This window comes from Argonema antarcticum A004/B2, from assembly GCF_023333585.1.
Lineage (GTDB): Bacteria > Cyanobacteriota > Cyanobacteriia > Cyanobacteriales > Aerosakkonemataceae > Argonema > Argonema antarcticum.
The window spans coordinates 39,034-55,871 of sequence record NZ_JAIQZN010000033.1; the positions used below are offsets into that span (position 1 = coordinate 39,034).

At 43.4% G+C, this 16,838-nt stretch carries 12 protein-coding genes and 1 CRISPR repeat array; of the genes, 7 read left to right on the top strand and 5 right to left on the bottom strand.

Going from position 1 to position 16,838, the window contains the following annotated elements; all coding sequences use genetic code 11:
* Window positions 1-312: 312 nt before the first annotated feature.
* Window positions 313-1,533 (bottom strand): geranylgeranyl reductase, encoded by a 1,221-nt coding sequence (gene chlP / locus LAY57_RS15855; protein WP_249067749.1) that lies wholly within the window; start codon window positions 1,531-1,533, stop codon window positions 313-315.
* A 321-nt stretch (window positions 1,534-1,854) separates the two neighbouring features.
* A CRISPR array of direct repeats spans window positions 1,855-3,765; the repeat unit is 36 nt; unit sequence CTCCCTACTCGCTAGGGAAATTAGTTGAATGGAAAC.
* A gap of 73 nt (window positions 3,766-3,838) precedes the next feature.
* On the opposite strand from chlP, the gene LAY57_RS15860 reads away from it, so the two are divergent.
* The 5 genes from LAY57_RS15860 (at window position 3,839) to LAY57_RS15880 (ending at window position 15,130) form a co-directional block, all read left to right on the top strand.
* On the top strand, window positions 3,839-4,609 hold the full coding sequence (locus LAY57_RS15860) for an RNA-guided endonuclease InsQ/TnpB family protein (protein ID WP_275994051.1): 771 nt from the start codon (window positions 3,839-3,841) through the stop codon (window positions 4,607-4,609).
* A 435-nt stretch (window positions 4,610-5,044) separates the two neighbouring features.
* Window positions 5,045-10,483, top strand: a complete 5,439-nt coding sequence (locus LAY57_RS15865) for a trifunctional serine/threonine-protein kinase/ATP-binding protein/sensor histidine kinase (protein WP_338022422.1) — start codon at window positions 5,045-5,047, stop codon at window positions 10,481-10,483.
* Window positions 10,484-10,514: 31 nt separating this feature from the next.
* Window positions 10,515-11,753, top strand: coding sequence for a hybrid sensor histidine kinase/response regulator (locus LAY57_RS15870; protein WP_249067751.1), 1,239 nt, complete (start codon window positions 10,515-10,517; stop codon window positions 11,751-11,753).
* Between the two features lie 447 nt (window positions 11,754-12,200).
* Complete coding sequence (locus tag LAY57_RS15875; RefSeq protein ID WP_249067752.1) at window positions 12,201-13,217, top strand: sulfate/molybdate ABC transporter ATP-binding protein; 1,017 nt, start codon at window positions 12,201-12,203, stop codon at window positions 13,215-13,217.
* 251 nt (window positions 13,218-13,468) lie between these two features.
* The gene (locus LAY57_RS15880) at window positions 13,469-15,130 is read left to right on the top strand and encodes an ABC transporter substrate-binding protein (RefSeq protein WP_476727018.1); all 1,662 of its coding nucleotides are present in this window, start codon (window positions 13,469-13,471) and stop codon (window positions 15,128-15,130) included.
* A 102-nt stretch (window positions 15,131-15,232) separates the two neighbouring features.
* Here LAY57_RS15880 and LAY57_RS15885 read toward each other — a convergent pair whose 3' ends face one another.
* The 3 genes from LAY57_RS15885 to LAY57_RS15890 are packed head-to-tail and all read right to left on the bottom strand — an operon-like array spanning window position 15,233 to window position 15,927.
* Window positions 15,233-15,442 (bottom strand): DUF6887 family protein, encoded by a 210-nt coding sequence (locus tag LAY57_RS15885; protein WP_249067754.1) that lies wholly within the window; start codon window positions 15,440-15,442, stop codon window positions 15,233-15,235.
* Entirely contained in the window at window positions 15,442-15,615 is a 174-nt protein-coding gene (locus tag LAY57_RS36520) for a DUF6888 family protein (RefSeq protein WP_420839089.1), read from the bottom strand. The genes LAY57_RS15885 and LAY57_RS36520 overlap by 1 nt, the downstream gene beginning before the upstream one ends.
* A 45-nt stretch (window positions 15,616-15,660) precedes the next feature.
* Entirely contained in the window at window positions 15,661-15,927 is a 267-nt protein-coding gene (locus LAY57_RS15890; RefSeq protein WP_249067755.1) for a hypothetical protein, read from the bottom strand.
* A 145-nt stretch (window positions 15,928-16,072) separates the two neighbouring features.
* On the opposite strand from LAY57_RS15890, the gene LAY57_RS15895 reads away from it, so the two are divergent.
* Together LAY57_RS15895 and LAY57_RS15900 are read left to right on the top strand one after the other, a co-directional pair.
* On the top strand, window positions 16,073-16,297 hold the full coding sequence (locus tag LAY57_RS15895) for a RelB antitoxin-like protein (protein WP_249067756.1): 225 nt from the start codon (window positions 16,073-16,075) through the stop codon (window positions 16,295-16,297).
* Between the two features lie 5 nt (window positions 16,298-16,302).
* Window positions 16,303-16,572 carry a type II toxin-antitoxin system RelE family toxin gene (locus LAY57_RS15900; protein WP_249067757.1) on the top strand — a complete coding sequence of 90 codons (270 nt, stop codon included), beginning with the start codon at window positions 16,303-16,305 and terminating at the stop codon, window positions 16,570-16,572.
* Between the two features lie 76 nt (window positions 16,573-16,648).
* Here the strand turns inward: LAY57_RS15900 and LAY57_RS15905 are convergent, their stop codons facing one another.
* Complete coding sequence (locus LAY57_RS15905) at window positions 16,649-16,837, bottom strand: hypothetical protein (RefSeq protein WP_249067758.1); 189 nt, start codon at window positions 16,835-16,837, stop codon at window positions 16,649-16,651.
* Window position 16,838: the final 1 nt, after the last annotated feature.

The window sequence follows — 16,838 nt, forward strand, 5'->3', positions numbered from 1 at the left end:
CAATTTACAACTAATTGTTCAATGGTAATTTCCGCTTTTAACCTATAAAGCAGTAGTATTAAGAAATATAGGTATAGCTAGGGGCTAGGGGCTAGGGGCTAGGGACTAGGGGAAGAAGGGTTTAGAATCAACGGCTTCAGCAATTCATAATGTCCTAACCGCCTTGGCGATTGCTATAATAACCGTATTTATATTAATAATCAAAAGTAAAATAGGGTGCTGGAAAAAGCACCCTACAAGTAAAAAGCTTGGCTATTTTAAATTAAAGCGAACCGATCGCACTGGGATGACCAATTCCCCCTCTACGTATTTCTACGGTGCTAGCGCATTACCCCGCAGCAGACTGCCAATGGTCTTAGCGGTAATCTTCATCTGAATTAAGGGATTTGCCGGGACAACGGTTTTATACAGATAGCTGTCAAAGGTAAGCTTCTGCACATCTTTGTCAGCGCACATCTCCACAAAAGCTTCGCGGGTGGCATCAGTACGATAAAATACGGTTTGCAGGATGTCCAGCACCTTGTAGGTGAGGCCGTATTTCTTATCCCAACGCTTCAGATACAGCTTGAGGTCGGCTTCCGTGGGAATTCTGGTGCCGCCAGAGGAAGTTTCTACGATCGCTTCGGCGCACATCCGGGCAGACTTAGCCGCAAAGTAAATTCCTTCCCCAGAAGACTTGGTAACAGTACCCGCCGCATCTCCCACTAGGGCAACTCTACCGACAACGCGGCGAGGGCGCGGATGTTCTGGAATTGGATGAGCTTCTACTTTAATAATCTCACCACCGGCCAGTTTTTTGGCGGCACGTTTGCGGATACCAGCTTGCAGATTTTTGATGTCGGCTTTGTTTACCTTCATCGTGCCGGTGCCAACGGCAACGTGGTCGTATTTCGGGAAAACCCAGGCGTAGAAGTCGGTGGAAACATCGTTGCCAACGTACATTTCCGCTAGGTCTTCGTAGTAAGCCATTTTGTCATCGGGAAGGCGAATGCGTTCTTGGAATGCGATCGCATAATTGTAATCCCCAGCATCAATAGCTTTGGCAATCCGGGAATTTGCACCATCTGCCCCAATCACCACATCAGCTTTCAGCGTTTTCATTATCCCTTCCGCGTGGCCATCCGAGTGATCGGCATAGTGGATGGTATAGGGGTCAGTGTTGTTTGTGGGAATATCCAGTTTATAAACTGTGCCGTTAATCAGCTTGGCACCTAACTTGGCAGCGCGATCGCGCATGAAGCCATCCAGCACCTCGCGGCGGCACATACCAATATATTCGTCTTCTTTGTTTATATTGATATCGACCTCAACGTTGGAAGGTGAGATCATTTTCATTTTTCTCACCTGCCGGTCAATGATGTGTGGAGGCAGGTCAAACTCGCTCACCATACACAGCGGAATCGCACCGCCGCATGGCTTGGCATTGTCTAGCTTGCGCTCAAATAGGTAAGTTTCAATTCCAGCTTTGGCGAGCGTTTCAGCGGCTGAGGAACCCGCTGGGCCTGAACCAACAACAGCAACCCGTATCGTCAAAGGTTTTCTCCCAATCTCATCAAGCTACAAGCTGAGATAGTATCACGGACTTTTGCTTTGACCTACGTTACTCTCATAGATGTGAATGAAATGCAACACACCTTAATATCTCGATACTTAATTAGTGCTAATTTAGTTTTGCTTGCGAGGCTGGGACAAAACGGCTGGATTGACGCACTTTCGTTTTGAGCCTCGCAGCCTTGCTGGGTAAGGTTTTGACAGATTTATTTGGGCGAATTTGATCTGGTTTTGTGGTATGATTGGGTGAGCTTCGCAAAAGCCCCCTGGATGTCAAGCCAGGTAAAGGTTTCAAAAGCGGCTCTCCCTACTCGCTAGGGAAATTAGTTGAATGGAAACACTTCGGGCCACATATCATTCAGCATTGTCCAGACACTTTGGCCTCCCTACTCGCTAGGGAAATTAGTTGAATGGAAACCATATTATTGGTTACGGGCATACCACCCGATTTGTCCCTCCCTACTCGCTAGGGAAATTAGTTGAATGGAAACCAACTAAATCTAAATGAATCGCTCCACGGTAGGGGTTACCTCCCTACTCGCTAGGGAAATTAGTTGAATGGAAACAGGGACTCTAAAAGAGACTGATTTATACCATGAACTCCCTACTCGCTAGGGAAATTAGTTGAATGGAAACGGTGGGGTATATGTTGTGATGTTCGTCATGTTTTACTCTCCCTACTCGCTAGGGAAATTAGTTGAATGGAAACCCTTCTGCCCAAGCGATGAAGGATTCTAGGTTATTGATCTCCCTACTCGCTAGGGAAATTAGTTGAATGGAAACCGTTTGTCGTGAGACTTTCATTAACACACCTACCCTCCCTACTCGCTAGGGAAATTAGTTGAATGGAAACCCGTGCCGCGCGTACTGACCAGCGCGTCGGGCGATTTCGCCTTTATTGCCACCTCCCTACTCGCTAGGGAAATTAGTTGAATGGAAACGATAAAATTCACCCCAGCGGCTGCCGCACATTGGACTCCCTACTCGCTAGGGAAATTAGTTGAATGGAAACAGAGTAAAGGTTTTTAATGTAACATCAGCAGGATCGCTTTGTCTCCCTACTCGCTAGGGAAATTAGTTGAATGGAAACTTCATCGACTCGGAGCGCATCAAGCGGTTTCATCTGCTCCTCCCTACTCGCTAGGGAAATTAGTTGAATGGAAACTTGAGATTTGGCACATCGCCGTTATCATGGGCTTCATGTCTCCCTACTCGCTAGGGAAATTAGTTGAATGGAAACTTGCCGAATAAGGTATCACTGCCTGATTCTCCATAGATCAAATCTTCTCCCTACTCGCTAGGGAAATTAGTTGAATGGAAACTCGGTGGGGCCGCCTTTCATCCACCTGCCGCGACCCTGGCTCACACTCCCTACTCGCTAGGGAAATTAGTTGAATGGAAACAGACCAGCATCGGGTATGTAAAGTGCGCCGCGCAGGCTCCCTACTCGCTAGGGAAATTAGTTGAATGGAAACTTGATTTTGTCCGCGACTTCTTTCAAGTTCTTGGCTCCCTACTCGCTAGGGAAATTAGTTGAATGGAAACTCGCTTAGAGATTGAATGTCATCCATTCTTGATTTGTGATGATCCACTCCCTACTCGCTAGGGAAATTAGTTGAATGGAAACTCAGAGGTGGGTTTTACTGTATCTACATTTAGGTTTCTCCCTACTCGCTAGGGAAATTAGTTGAATGGAAACCCTCACGTTGAAAGGTCTTAGTTACAAAGGTGATTATCCTCCCTACTCGCTAGGGAAATTAGTTGAATGGAAACGCTTTTCTCGCTTCTTTTACATCTTCTGTGGATGTATTCTCCCTACTCGCTAGGGAAATTAGTTGAATGGAAACCGCCAACTTCAGGTGATCGATCGCCAACCATGTAGGGACTCCCTACTCGCTAGGGAAATTAGTTGAATGGAAACCTTTTGTATTTTTCTTCCTGTATCTCTGCTGAAGACTCCCTACTCGCTAGGGAAATTAGTTGAATGGAAACTATGTGCTTATCGAGAAATAAAATCGAGTATTCCAATCCCTCTCCCTACTCGCTAGGGAAATTAGTTGAATGGAAACTAGCTCGGTTGTTATCACAGTATCGTCTCCACCTTCTCCCTACTCGCTAGGGAAATTAGTTGAATGGAAACTCGGTAGCAAAAATTCCCAGCGGTTGGTCGTCGTCTGTCTCCCTACTCGCTAGGGAAATTAGTTGAATGGAAACAAGGAAACATGGAAACACTCATCTTCGCAATTTTGGCCATAGCTATTTTTTTTATATTATTCCTTCTTTCACCCTGAAGACCTGCACGATTGTTCGCAAAGCAGATGGCTGGTACTGCTGCATCTCAATGCAAGATGACAATGTACCAGAACCGTTGCCACTCAATGAGATTAAGACAGCTGTTGGCGTTGACGTTGGACTCAAGGAGTTTCTTGTCACATCAAAGGGCGAGACAGTTCCCATCAAACAGCACTACCGAAAAACCCAATCTCACTTAGCCCGACAGCAACGCTTCTTGGAACGCAAGCAAAAAGGGTCTAAGAGGTTTGCCGCACAACAAAACAGGATAGCTAGAATTCATCAAAAGATAGGGCGTCAACGGAAAGATTTTCACTACAACACAGCACATAAGCTGGTTAAAAACTATGACTTAATCGCTGTTGAAGACTTAAATATTAGGGGACTTGCGCGGACAAGATTGAGCAAAAGCGTCCTGGATGCAGCTTGGGGGCAGTTCATCACCATCTTGGAATCAGTGGCAGTTAAATGCGGAGTCCGAGTAGTGAAAGTTAGTCCTCATAGTACAACTCAGGATTGCTCAGGTTGTGGGACGAAAGTACCAAAAACTTTGTCTATCCGTCTGCATGAGTGTCATAAATGCGGACTCGTTATGGACAGGGACGAAAACGCCGCTTTGAACATACTAGACAGAGCATTAAGCGAGGTGGGACTCATCTTGCCTGCTGGTGGAGGCTTAGTCGCTGGACAGCCTGTGAAGCCAGAAGCTTGGGGTTTTAATGGAGAAGCTCTCTCTTTTTTTGACCTTGAGAAACTCCCGTTATAGTGCGCTAGCACTTAACGGAAGAGAACGTCACAACCAAGAGAATTGTCTGGAATATGGCCTTGACTGTTGCGAATGCACAGGTGAAAACTTAAACTGTGCCAGCATTTTCCCCTCCGATATCCCTAGCTGTCACTTGCCGGATTGCTATCATTGCACCCCTGCGATTGATTGTAGCGGCGTCGATTGTGGGTCTGGCTTAGACTGTGGCGGTGCCGATTGCGGCAGTTGCGGTTCTTAATGGAGCCACTACAATTAACCGAACGACATTATACCAGATCGAGCAACCAAGCTCCAGATCTGAAGATTTGTATAGTTAATATTTAGATTTATTTAGTAGTCACGATTTTTTTAAGATTAAGGGCATCCTATCAACAGAAGTTAATTCTCCTCCACAGCCCGATCTTCTTCAAGGCAGCAGATGCAGGCTAGATTTTGATGCCTAACTTCTATACACACGATCGCAGAAACCCTACTATGATTACTTTGACTGGCTATGAGATTTTCACCCAAATCTATGAAAGCGCCAATTCACTCGTCTACCGAGGACTCCGAAAGCAGGATAATCAACCCGTTATCCTCAAATTTTTAAAGCAAGAATATCCCACCCCAGCATCCCTGATTAGATATAAACAGGAATATGAAATCACCCACAATCTAAATCTGGATGGCGCGATCAGAGTCTACAGCTTAGAAAAATATCAAAGCAGTCTGGTAATGATATTGGAGGACTTTGGCGGTGAATCTTTAAAAATCTTAATAAATTCCATTCAATTCAGTTTAGAGGACTTATTAAAAATTGCTATCTCCCTTACTAATATTATTGGGGAAATTCATCAACAAAATATCATACACAAAGATATAAACCCCTCTAATATCATTTTCCACCCGAATACAGGAAAGATAAAAATCATCGACTTTGGCATTGCTACTGTCTTAACCCGCGAAAATCCGACCATCAAAAATTTAAATGTTTTAGAAGGCACCCTAGCCTATATGTCGCCCGAACAGACAGGCAGGATGAACCGATCGATGGATTACCGAACAGATTTTTATTCTCTCGGCGTCACATTTTACGAACTGCTAACAAGCCAACTGCCTTTTGACGCCCAAGAGGCAATAGAGCTAGTGCATTGTCATATAGCTAAACAACCAGTACCGCTCCACGAAATCAATCCACAAATTCCTAAACCAGTTTCAGAAATAGTTACAAAACTGTTGGCAAAAACGGCAGAAGACAGATATCAAAGTGCTTGGGGAATTAAAGCAGATTTAGAGGAGTGCTTGGCTCAATTACAATCCAACGGTCAGATTTTGGAATTTCCCCTTGGTCGCCAAGATATCTCCGATAAATTTCAAATTCCCCAAAAGCTATATGGTAGAGAGAGAGAAGTAAAAAGTTTACTAAAAGCCTTTGATAGAGTCAGTCAAGGCACAACTGAAATAATGTTAGTGTCGGGCTATTCCGGCATCGGTAAATCAGCCCTAGTTCAGGAAATTTATAAGCCAATTACGAGAGCCAGAGGCTATTTCATTTCCGGTAAATTTGACCAGTTTCAGCGGAATATTCCTTACTCTGCGATCGTCAGTGCCTTCCAATCATTAGTCCGCCAACTCTTAACTGAAAGTGAAGTCCAACTTAAAATATGGAAAGAAAAGCTCCTAGCTGCTTTTGGCCCTAACGGACAAATTATTATTGATGTAATTCCTGAAGTAGAACTGGTTATAGGTAAGCAACCAGCAGTCCAAGAATTAGGGCCATCGGAATCTCAAAACCGTTTCAATTTAGTTTTTCTAAATTTCATCCAGTTGTTTTGCTCTAAGGATCATCCGCTAGTAATATTTTGGGACGATCTACAGTGGGCCGATCCTGCCTCCCTCAAATTAATTGACTTAATAATTAGAGATGATGAAATCCAATATTTGTTACTAATAGGAGCTTATCGGGATAACGAAGTTAGCCCCACTCATCCAACCGTTATTACGATTGAAGAGTTAAAAAAAGAAGGGGCGATCGTCAGTCAAATTACCTTAACGCCATTGTCCATAAAGCATATTACCCAACTGATGGTAGAGAGTTTGCACAACAATGAAATTTCAGTAAATCCCCTGGCAGAATTAGTATTGCGAAAAACTGGGGGGAACCCGTTTTTCGTTAACCAATTCCTGAAAACCCTGGATCGGGAAAACCTGCTAGTGCGTAACCAAAACTCTACAAAGTGGCAGTGGAACATTGCAGAAATTGAAGCAATGGGTATTACAGATAATGTAGTGGATTTGATGATAGGCAAGTTGAAGAAACTGCCTAAAGCTACGCAGCAGGTTTTGCGATTAGCGGCTTGTGTTGGTAATAATTTTGATTTAACCACGCTTTCTATTATCAATGAAAAACCAGCCCACCAAATATTTCAAGCCATTCTGCCAGCAATCCAGGAAAGCTTAATCGTCCCGCTTTCAGATTTAGAAATTACAGAAGTAGATTCCATTAAATCAACTCTACTAATTCTCCACTATAAATTTTTACATGACCGAGTACAACAGGCTGCTTCTGCTCTAATTGAAGATGACAAAAAACGTGCATTACATCTTAAAATTGGGCGGTTACTATTACAAAATATAGGTGCAAACTCGCTGGGAACGAGAATCTTTGAAGTAGTCGATCATCTGAATTTGGGTCGAGAATTGTTGGTAGATGAACAAGAAAAAATCGAATTAGCTTCCTTAAATTTATCAGCAGGTAAAAAAGCAAAAGATGCAACTGCTTATGCAGCTGCACTACAATATTTGAAATCAGGCATAGATTGTCTAACAGGAGATTTTTGGATAAAACACTATAATTTGGCTTTGGCACTGCATAAAGAACAGGCAGAGGTAGAGTATTTAAACGGTAACTTCGAGCAGGCAGAAACCTTGACTAACTTGGTGCTATCACAAGCAAAAACTCCTTTGGAAAAAGCAGAGATTTATAAACTTTTGATTGTGCAGTACACTCTGTTAGCTAAATACGCAGAAGCAACTAAAGCAGGGCGAAAAGCCTTACAAATCTTGGGAATTGATTTACCTGAAATAGATTTGCCAGCGGCATTCATGGCGGAAATAGCTTCAGTTCATAATAAAGTAGGCGATCGCGAAATATCCTCGCTTATAAATGAACCAAAAATGACGAGTGCCGAGCAAATAATTGCGAGTAAATTGCTAATCGAAATGATTGCAGTTACCTACTTTACAAATCAAGAATTGTTTGCTGTAGTCGTCGCCAAAATTGTAAATTTTTCTCTCACATACGGTCATTCGATCGACTCGTCGCACGGCTACTCAAATTACGCGGTCATCCTTTGTATGCAAGGTAAATATCAATTGGCATACGAGTTTGGGCTGTTGGCTTTGAAACTTTGCGAAAAATTTAATAACCTGTCTTTCAAATGTAGAGATAGTATGTTACTTGGCAATTATATGAGTCCCTGGAATAAACATTTTAAACTTTCACAACCCATATTTACTGAAGGAATTAAAGCCGGATTGTCATCCGGAGAGTTACAATTCCCAGGATATATTTTTGCTTATCAGAATATAAACTTGTTCTGCCGTGGGGAAAACCTTACTAATATTTTGGCAGAAGAGTCTAAGTTTTTGCAGTTCACCCACAAGACCAAAAATCAGTGGTGTACAGATGTGATTCTGGCATTCCAACTACCAATTTTAAACTTGACTGGACAGACAAGAGAAAAGTTGAATTTTGACCACGACACAATCAAGGAATCAGATTATTTGTCAAGCTGTCAGTCTCATGGAAGTTTTCAAGCAATCTGCTATTATCAAATTATCCAATCTCTGATTTTATACTTATATGGGGAGTTTACTGATGCCCTAAAATTGGCTGATTCAGCCTCGAAGCAACTTACTTTGATTGTGGGGAACATTCCAGTAGCAGAACATAATTTTTACTATTCCCTCAGTCTAACGGCTCTCTACCTGACAGCTTCCAAATCGGAACAAAAAAAATACACGAAAACCTTGGTAGCTAATCAAAAGCAGATGAAAATATGGGCGGATAACTGCCCGGAAAATTTCTTGCATAAGTATCTTTTGGTAGAAGCGGAAATTGCCAGAATTGGTGCCAAAAGCGAGTCGGCGATCGAATTGTACGATCGCGCTATTGAATCAGCCAGAGAAAATGAATTTATTCATAATGAAGCTTTAGGAAACGAACTGGCAGCCAAGTTCTGGTTAGCTAAAGGCAAAAAGGAATTTGCCCAATTATACATGACCAAAGCTCATTACAGTTATCAACTTTGGGGAGCTAGGCGCAAGGTAGAAGATTTGGAGGAAAAATATCCTCAGTTGCTTGTCAAAACTCAAACAATATCTGGTGTTAAAGATTCACTTACTCATAAAAATAAGCTACAGAGTACAATCTCTAGCTTAACTAGCAGTAATTCTGGTGAGGCGTTGGACTTAGCTACGGTGATGAAAGCATCCCAAGCAATTTCTGGCGAAATCGTCCTGGAAGCATTGCTGAATAAATTAATGAAAATGGTGATAGAAAATGCCGGGGCACAAAGAAGCTTTCTTATCCTCAACAGAGAAGGTAAACTGCTAATAGAAGCCGATGAAGTAGCTGTGCGTCAGTCAGTACCAGTCGAAGATTCTGAGCAGTTGCCGTTATCGATGATTAACTATGTAGCGAGAACCCACGAAAATGTTGTATTAAACGATGCTGCTAATGAGCCAACCTTTGCTACTGACTCTTACATCCAACTGCATCAGCCGAAATCTGTGTTGTGTGCCCCGATCATAAATCAAGGCAAACTGATTGGCATTCTTTACCTAGAAAATAATTTAACGACGAGTGCCTTTACGAGCGATCGCATAGAAGTACTAAGCATTCTGTGTTCCCAAGCCGCCATTTCCATTGAAAATGCGCTTTTATATAACAATCTGGAAGAAGCGAACGAGCAATTAGAAGAATACTCGCATACCCTAGAATTGAAAGTAGAAGAGCGAACCCAAGAATTAAAGGATAAAAATGATCAACTAGAACAAACTCTGCAACAACTAAAAGCCGCTCAAAAGCAGATTATTGCCCAAGAGAAACTCGCGAGTCTGGGTTCGTTAACCGCTGGGATTGCCCATGAAATTAGCAATCCATTAAACTTTGTCAACAACTTTGCTGCCGTTTCTGTTGATTTAACCCAAGAACTGCTTGAAGAAGTTGAAAATCAATCAGAACATTTAGAGTCAGAAGCAGTTGATTATATCAAAGATGTGATTAACGACCTCAAAGAAAATGTTGCCGAAATTAATCGCCAAGGTCAAAGAGCCGAGAGTATTGTTAGAAATATGCTGATGCACGCTCGCTCTGAAAGCGGACAACGGCAACGAGCAGATATCAATACAATAGTTGCTGAAGCAGTGCAGTTAGTTTATCATGGCAAGCGTGCTAAAGACGATAGCTTTAATATCGATCTAGAAGCTAATTACGACAATTCAATAGGTCAAGTGGAAGTTGTTCCGCAAGACATTAGCCGTGCATTTATCAACATCATCAATAATGCCTGTTATGCTGTCGCTGACAAGAAGAAGGAAACTGGCGAGGGATTTATCCCCACCCTTGCCGTGAAAACTCTGAACCGTAGCGATGGCGTAGAAATCCATATTCGAGATAACGGCAAAGGCATATCCCAGCAAATCCAAGACAAAATTTTTCAACCATTTTTTACTACCAAACCAACTGGAGAAGGAACTGGCTTAGGTTTGTCACTAACTCATGACATTATTGTTGGGCAGCACCAAGGACAAATCCAAGTAGAATCTGAACCGGGCCTCTTTGCAGAATTTATCATATTTTTACCAAAAACTATGCCAATAATTGAATAAAGGGAATGTATAGATAGGGAAGGAGTAAAGTATGCCAGCCAAAATTCTTGTGGTGGATGATGAGCTACCGCTAGAACGCCTGATATGTCAGCAATTTCGCAAAAAAATTCGCGCCAAGGAGCTGGAATTCATTTTTGCTCACAATGGTCTAGAAGCTTTAGATAAACTGCAAGTAGACCCGCACGTAGATATGGTGCTGACCGACATCAATATGCCGGAGATGGATGGGTTAACTTTGCTGGAGAGACTGAAGGAATTTGAGCCGAAACTCAAAACAGTAGTGGTGACAGCCTACAGCGATATGGCAAAAATTAGAAAGGCGATGAATCTAGATGCTTTTGATTTTCTGACGAAGCCGATAGATTTTCAAGATTTAGAAATTACTATCAACCGCACTTTGGAGTCAGTGCAACAAATTAAAGAAACTCAGCGCCAGTTACAACAGGTGCAGACCCAACTAATTCAAAAGGAAAAAATGTCCTCGTTGGGGCAGTTGGTGGCGGGGGTAGCTCATGAAATTAACAATCCAGTAAGTTTCATTGCCGGGAATTTATGCCATGCTCAAGATTATATTGAAGACATCATAAAGTTGTTGCATTTATATCAGGAGAATTATCCCGATCCGGTGCCAGCTATTCAAGAAGAAATCGAGGCGATCGAATTAGACTATCTGACGGAAGATTTGCCTAAGCTGATCGGATCGATGAAAGTGGGAATTGAACGCATTTACCAAATTAGCGTTGCTCTAAGAACTTTTTCTCGCTCGGATACTACTTCTAAAATCCTATTCGATATTCACGAGGGGATAGAAAGTACGCTGTTGATTTTGCGGCATCGACTGAAAGCGAGTGGCGATCGCCCAGCTATAGTGGTGATTAAAGAATACCGCGATTTGCCCCAGGTGGAGTGCTACCCTGGCCCACTTAACCAAGTGTTTATGAATATTTTCGCTAATGCGCTCGATGCTTTGGAAGAGGCAATAATCAAGGGAACAATCGAGGAAGTGCCTACCATTAAAATTAGCACGGAAATGCGGTCAGATGCGGTGAGAGTTTTGATTGCCGACAATGGTATTGGCATGACAGAAGAGATTAAGTCGCAGCTATTCGCGCCGATGTTTACTACGAAACCCACAGGTAAAGGTACTGGGTTGGGATTGTCTATCAGTCGTCAGATTATGGAGGAAAAACATGGGGGTCAATTGACGTACATTTCGGCACCAGGGCTGGGTACAGAGTTTATTATTGAAATACCAATACAGCAATTATAGCTAGGGACTAGGGGCTAGGGGCTAGGGACTAGGGAAGAGGGAAGAGGGAAGAGGTTACTCCGTAAGGGATTATGGACTTCATGTAACAGTTGGAGTTGGCTTAATCGCCCTGGCGGTTGCTATACAAAAGGCGTAGCGATCGCGCAGTCTGCCAGCGCTAGTTTTGATGCAACTCGCTCAGAGTATTTATACTCAAAATATAGTTTCTGTTACCTGCTGATTTTTATGCCCATTTAAGCAAGTCCAGAAACTTAACTATTTCAGCGGTTGGATAAGGCTCATGTGTGATAAAACTACTATAATACCATCGCTTAACCGGGAATTCTCTTCATAGAGATAGAATCGATCGCTTAAAAAAAAGGCGAAAGGTAATCCAGAATGCCGGTTGCCCAAATATTGTTTGGATAAGATATCAGTTGAATTGGCTCGTCGTTGAGGTTCTTTTCAGTGGGCATAGTTGTTGAGAATGTATCTAAGCAGTTCGGCACTTTCAAAGCCGTTGACGAAGTTAGCTTGGAAGTAAAAAGTGGCTCTCTGGTCGCTCTACTGGGGCCATCCGGATCGGGTAAGTCAACTCTGCTGCGGTTAATTGCAGGTCTAGAAAAGCCAGATAGCGGCAGAATCTGGATTACAGGCAAGGATGCCACCTATACTAACGTCCAAGAGCGCGAAATTGGGTTTGTGTTTCAGCACTATGCTTTGTTCAAGCACATGACAGTGCGCCAGAATATTGGCTTTGGTCTAGAGATCCGCAAGGTGTCGAAGCCTCAAATAAAGAAGCGGGTGCAAGAACTGTTGGATCTGATTCAATTAGGTAGTTTAGGCGATCGCTATCCATCCCAGCTATCCGGCGGTCAACGCCAACGGGTCGCCCTCGCCAGGGCCCTAGCAGTTCAACCCCAAGTATTACTACTCGATGAACCGTTCGGTGCCTTAGACGCCAAAGTGCGTAAAGACCTCCGCGCCTGGTTGCGACGCCTCCATGACGAAGTTCACGTTACCACAGTTTTTGTCACCCACGACCAAGAAGAAGCAATGGAAGTCGCCGATGAAATCGTCGTCACCAATAAAGGTAAAATCGAGCAGGTAGGCACGCCAGCGCAGATTTATGACCACCCAGCCACACCCTTTGTGATGAGTTTCATTGGCCCAGTAAATGTACTATCCAGTACATCGCCGATTTTCCAAGAAAGTGGGATTGAGTCTACCCACCCAGAAATCTTTCTGCGCCCCCACGACATCATAATCCAACGAGATGCAAACGCAAATACAGTACCTGCTAGAATCAGCCGCTTGATTAACCTGGGTTGGGAAGTCCAGGCTGAATTAATATTTGATGACGGTCAGGTGGTCACCGCACACCTCTCCAGAGAGCGGTTTAAGGAGTTGGAACTGGAACCGCAACAGCGCGTTCACGTACAACCAAAGGATGCTAAATCGTTTCCGCTGTACTATTCAATTTAGCGATCGCATACGCCTTTTGTCCGGAGTCGAAAGTATGTAATGCGTACTCCGTTGTTAGTCGTGCGTTGCAAATATAAATTAGCCTCTTGCAAAAGTCCCCGTGCGACCTCAGACTAAAGTCTGGGACTAGACAAACAAAACCTGCCTACGCAGGTTTAAGAAAAAGTCCGCGTAGGCGGACTTTTGTTGTATACTCTCCATTTGCGATCGCCAAGTTTTCTTGCTAGACGACTGACTGTTTCTCTGAAAAAATGACAATAATGAACTGGTTTCCCTTATCTGTTAAACAATTTCGTTCCTTTGCAAAATTCTTTGGTCTGTTCTGTCTTTGTTTTGTTCTGGTCATCAGCTGCGGTAAGCGTCCAACTGGATCGCCAAATGCTTCTACCAATACCGGCGGTAGCAGCGATCGCCTCACGGTAGGTACAACCCTCAAACCACGGACGCTTGACCCTGCTGACGCCTACGAACTAGCCGCTAGCAATGTCCTCTACAGCTTGGGCGATCGCCTCTATACCTACAAACTAGGCACAGACCAACTGGAACCGCAACTCGCCACAGCACTACCCAAAATAAGTCCTGATGGTTTAACTTACACCATCCCGTTGCGTCAGGGAGTTGTTTTCCACGATGACACTCCCTTCAACGCCGCCGCAATGACGTTCTCTCTGGAACGTTTCATCAAAAACGGTGGCAAACCTTCATCCCTGCTTTCAGATCTTGTTGAATCTGTCAAGGCTTCTGGAGAGTACGAACTAACAATTAAGCTCAAAAATGCCTTTGCTCCTTTTCCATCACTTTTGGCTTACGCCAGTTTGTGTGCCGTCTCACCCAAAGCTTATGAAATTGGGATTGGTAAATTCACACCTACCAAGTTTGTGGGAACCGGCCCTTACAAATTGGTTCAGTTTAGTCCTAACTCTATCCGCCTTGACGTTTTTGATAAGTATTGGGGTAAAAAACCACCAAATCAGGGAATTGACTTTGAGATTCTCACCAGTTCAGCTAATTTGTATAATTCTGTAACTACAGGTGCGGTAGACATTGCTTATCAAAGTTTCGATCCGGATCAGATTGTCGGTTTGCAAAATAGGGCGAGTTCAGGCGGCTGGCAAGTGATTGAAGCTCAGAGTAATGTGATGAATTATATGGTTTTGAATACGAAGCAGAAACCTCTGGATCAACCAGAAGTGAGACAGGCGATCGCTTCTATGCTCAACCGTAAGCTAATCAACGAGCGCGTGCTTAGAAATCAGGGAGAACCAGCCTATAGCATGATTCCCAAAACCTTTGACGTATCCAAGCCAGTATTTGAAGAAGGTTATGGCGATGGCAATATTACCAAAGCGAAAGAACTCCTTACTAAGGCGGGATTTTCTAAAGAAAATCCTTTGAAATTAGAAGTTTGGTATTCTTCAGGTTCGGCAATTCGGCAGCAGATTGCCAGTTTGCTCGGCGAATATGCTAAGCAGCAACTAGAAGGGATATTGCAAATTCAACCCCAAGCTGTAGAATCGGCTACTTTCTTTGCGAACATTCGCAAAGGAATTTATCAAAGTGCTTTGCTGGATTGGTATCCCGATTTTACAGACGCCGACAACTACATTCAACCTTTGTTGAGTTGTACCAAAGGTTCAGAAGCAACTGGTTGCGAACAAGGCGCGAGTCAAAGTCAGGGGTCGTTTTATTATAGCGATCGCATGAATAAATTGATTCAGCAAGAACGCGCCGAACAAAACCCCCAAAAGCGCAAACAAATTTTTGTTGAAATTCAAGACTTACTAGCTAAAGACGTTCCCTTAATTCCTCTGTGGCAAAGCAAAGATTATGCTTTTGCCAAAAAAGGATTGCAAGGCGTCCAGCTAGATCCAATTCTACAGCTTCCATTGTGGCAAATCGGTAAAAATAAATAGTTTTGAGTTCGGGATAGATTGTGATGGGGTGCGTTCGCGTAGCGTGCGCGTTAGCGCAATCGATCTTTCTTTTGTGCGATCGCATTTTGCCTATCTTCAGTCCTAGCTCGTCTTCAGTTGTGCTAACTTTTGTCTAATTAAGATATCAACTTCCTCAACCTCAGCATTTGATTTCGGGATGTCAAAAGTCTGTGGAGACGCTTCAGAGGTAAAACGGTCAACAAAGGCATGAAACGCTGCCTTATCGTTGGGGTTAGCAATGACGTAAGTTCTTAGCTCAATTTTAGTCATGCTATTAAAGTCAGGCTTCATCACAAAAACCTCCAAAGACCATTGGGATAGATTTCTATCTCTATGTTATCTCCTGCCAAAATAAACAGATTACCTGTTCGCTCGTCCAGGCGGACAACGAAAATAGGGGTAAATGTATTGGTCAAGGATTGACATAGTATGACACATCTGATGCCTTGTTCAGCAGTTGGCAAAGTCTATATACCTAATAATCATATAGCTTACAGCGCCTTGATAAGTCATAGACGAGGGGGGATGTTGAACTGCTGCTGTAGCGCTGTCATGGCTTGGTCGGCGGGGATGCCTTCACCGAGATCGAAGCTTTCGAGTCCTTTGCGGATGCCGATGATCGCTTCGAGGTAGTCGATTCGCTCCTTCTGTTGTTCGTAGATATTGAGTTGGCGGTGTGGAGAGGATTTGAGCGATCGCACCAAGCTGAGAAGATCGGTGAGCAGTTCGTCAGGGGTGCTATCTATTTCTTGGAGGAGTAGTTCTTTGATGGTCATCGCCGCATCTCAGGAGGATTGATACTTTGAGTATAACGAGTCTCGATCGGGCCGATCGAAGAGGTTGCGTTGGCATGACTCGATCGCTATCTGTTAAATCATCGCATTGGTAAGCTAGAATCGATCGAAGTTTCTGAAGTCTGACATGGAAACAATGCTAAATATTGAATATCTTACGAACAAAGACGGAGATGCGATCGCAGTGGTGATTCCTATTGAGCTATGGCGAAAACTGCTACCTAATGAAGAAGCTTCTGTTGATGAACTTGCTGAAGCAGTAGAAGACTATTGCATGAACAAAGCGATGAATGAAGCTACTGATACTCCCTTGCTAACTCGCTCCGAAGCCTTAGCCGCTCTGGAGGAATAATTATCTTGAAAGTTCAATATCGTCAGGCTTTTCTAAAAGACTTGAAACAACTGAAGAGTTCAACATCATACGAACGCATCTACGAATTGGCGTTTACCACTCTAGAATCTATTAACACATTGGAGGATATTTCTGACATTAAAGCTATGGTAGGTTATGCTGGTCGCTATCGCATTCGCATCGGCAATTACCGCATTGGAATAGAGGTTAATGAAGATGTTATAGAAGTGATGCGTGTTTTACATCGTCGGGAATTTTATCGTTATTTTCCGTAAGCATAACGCGATCGCGCAGCGTGCCGGAGGCATATCGCTATCCGTCCAATCATCACATTGTTATGCTGGAAAACGATTATTTTTGTTCCGTCGGCTGCACCGCATTGTTAGACTGCTTCCCCGGAGTTAGCGTTACCAACTGTCTACCACTTTCTGCTTGCTTTCTTCGCCAATCTTCACATATCGCGTTCATGTCATAGTTGAAAGACTTTGCGTGTTCGTCGCGAATTCGATGAAGTTCTTCTAAAATTTCATCCTGCCACATA

Excerpts from the sequence above, each read along its gene's own strand:
- LAY57_RS15865 (WP_338022422.1), top strand. The coding sequence starts at position 5,045 with ATGCCTAACTTCTATACACACGATCGCAGAAACCCTACTATGATTACT.
- LAY57_RS15870 (WP_249067751.1), top strand. The coding sequence starts at position 10,515 with ATGCCAGCCAAAATTCTTGTGGTGGATGATGAGCTACCGCTAGAACGC.
- LAY57_RS15880 (WP_476727018.1), top strand. The coding sequence starts at position 13,469 with ATGACAATAATGAACTGGTTTCCCTTATCTGTTAAACAATTTCGTTCC.
- LAY57_RS15885 (WP_249067754.1), bottom strand. The coding sequence starts at position 15,442 with ATGAAGCCTGACTTTAATAGCATGACTAAAATTGAGCTAAGAACTTAC.
- LAY57_RS15890 (WP_249067755.1), bottom strand. The coding sequence starts at position 15,927 with ATGACCATCAAAGAACTACTCCTCCAAGAAATAGATAGCACCCCTGAC.
- LAY57_RS15895 (WP_249067756.1), top strand. The coding sequence starts at position 16,073 with ATGGAAACAATGCTAAATATTGAATATCTTACGAACAAAGACGGAGAT.
- LAY57_RS15905 (WP_249067758.1), bottom strand. The coding sequence starts at position 16,837 with ATGTGGCAGGATGAAATTTTAGAAGAACTTCATCGAATTCGCGACGAA.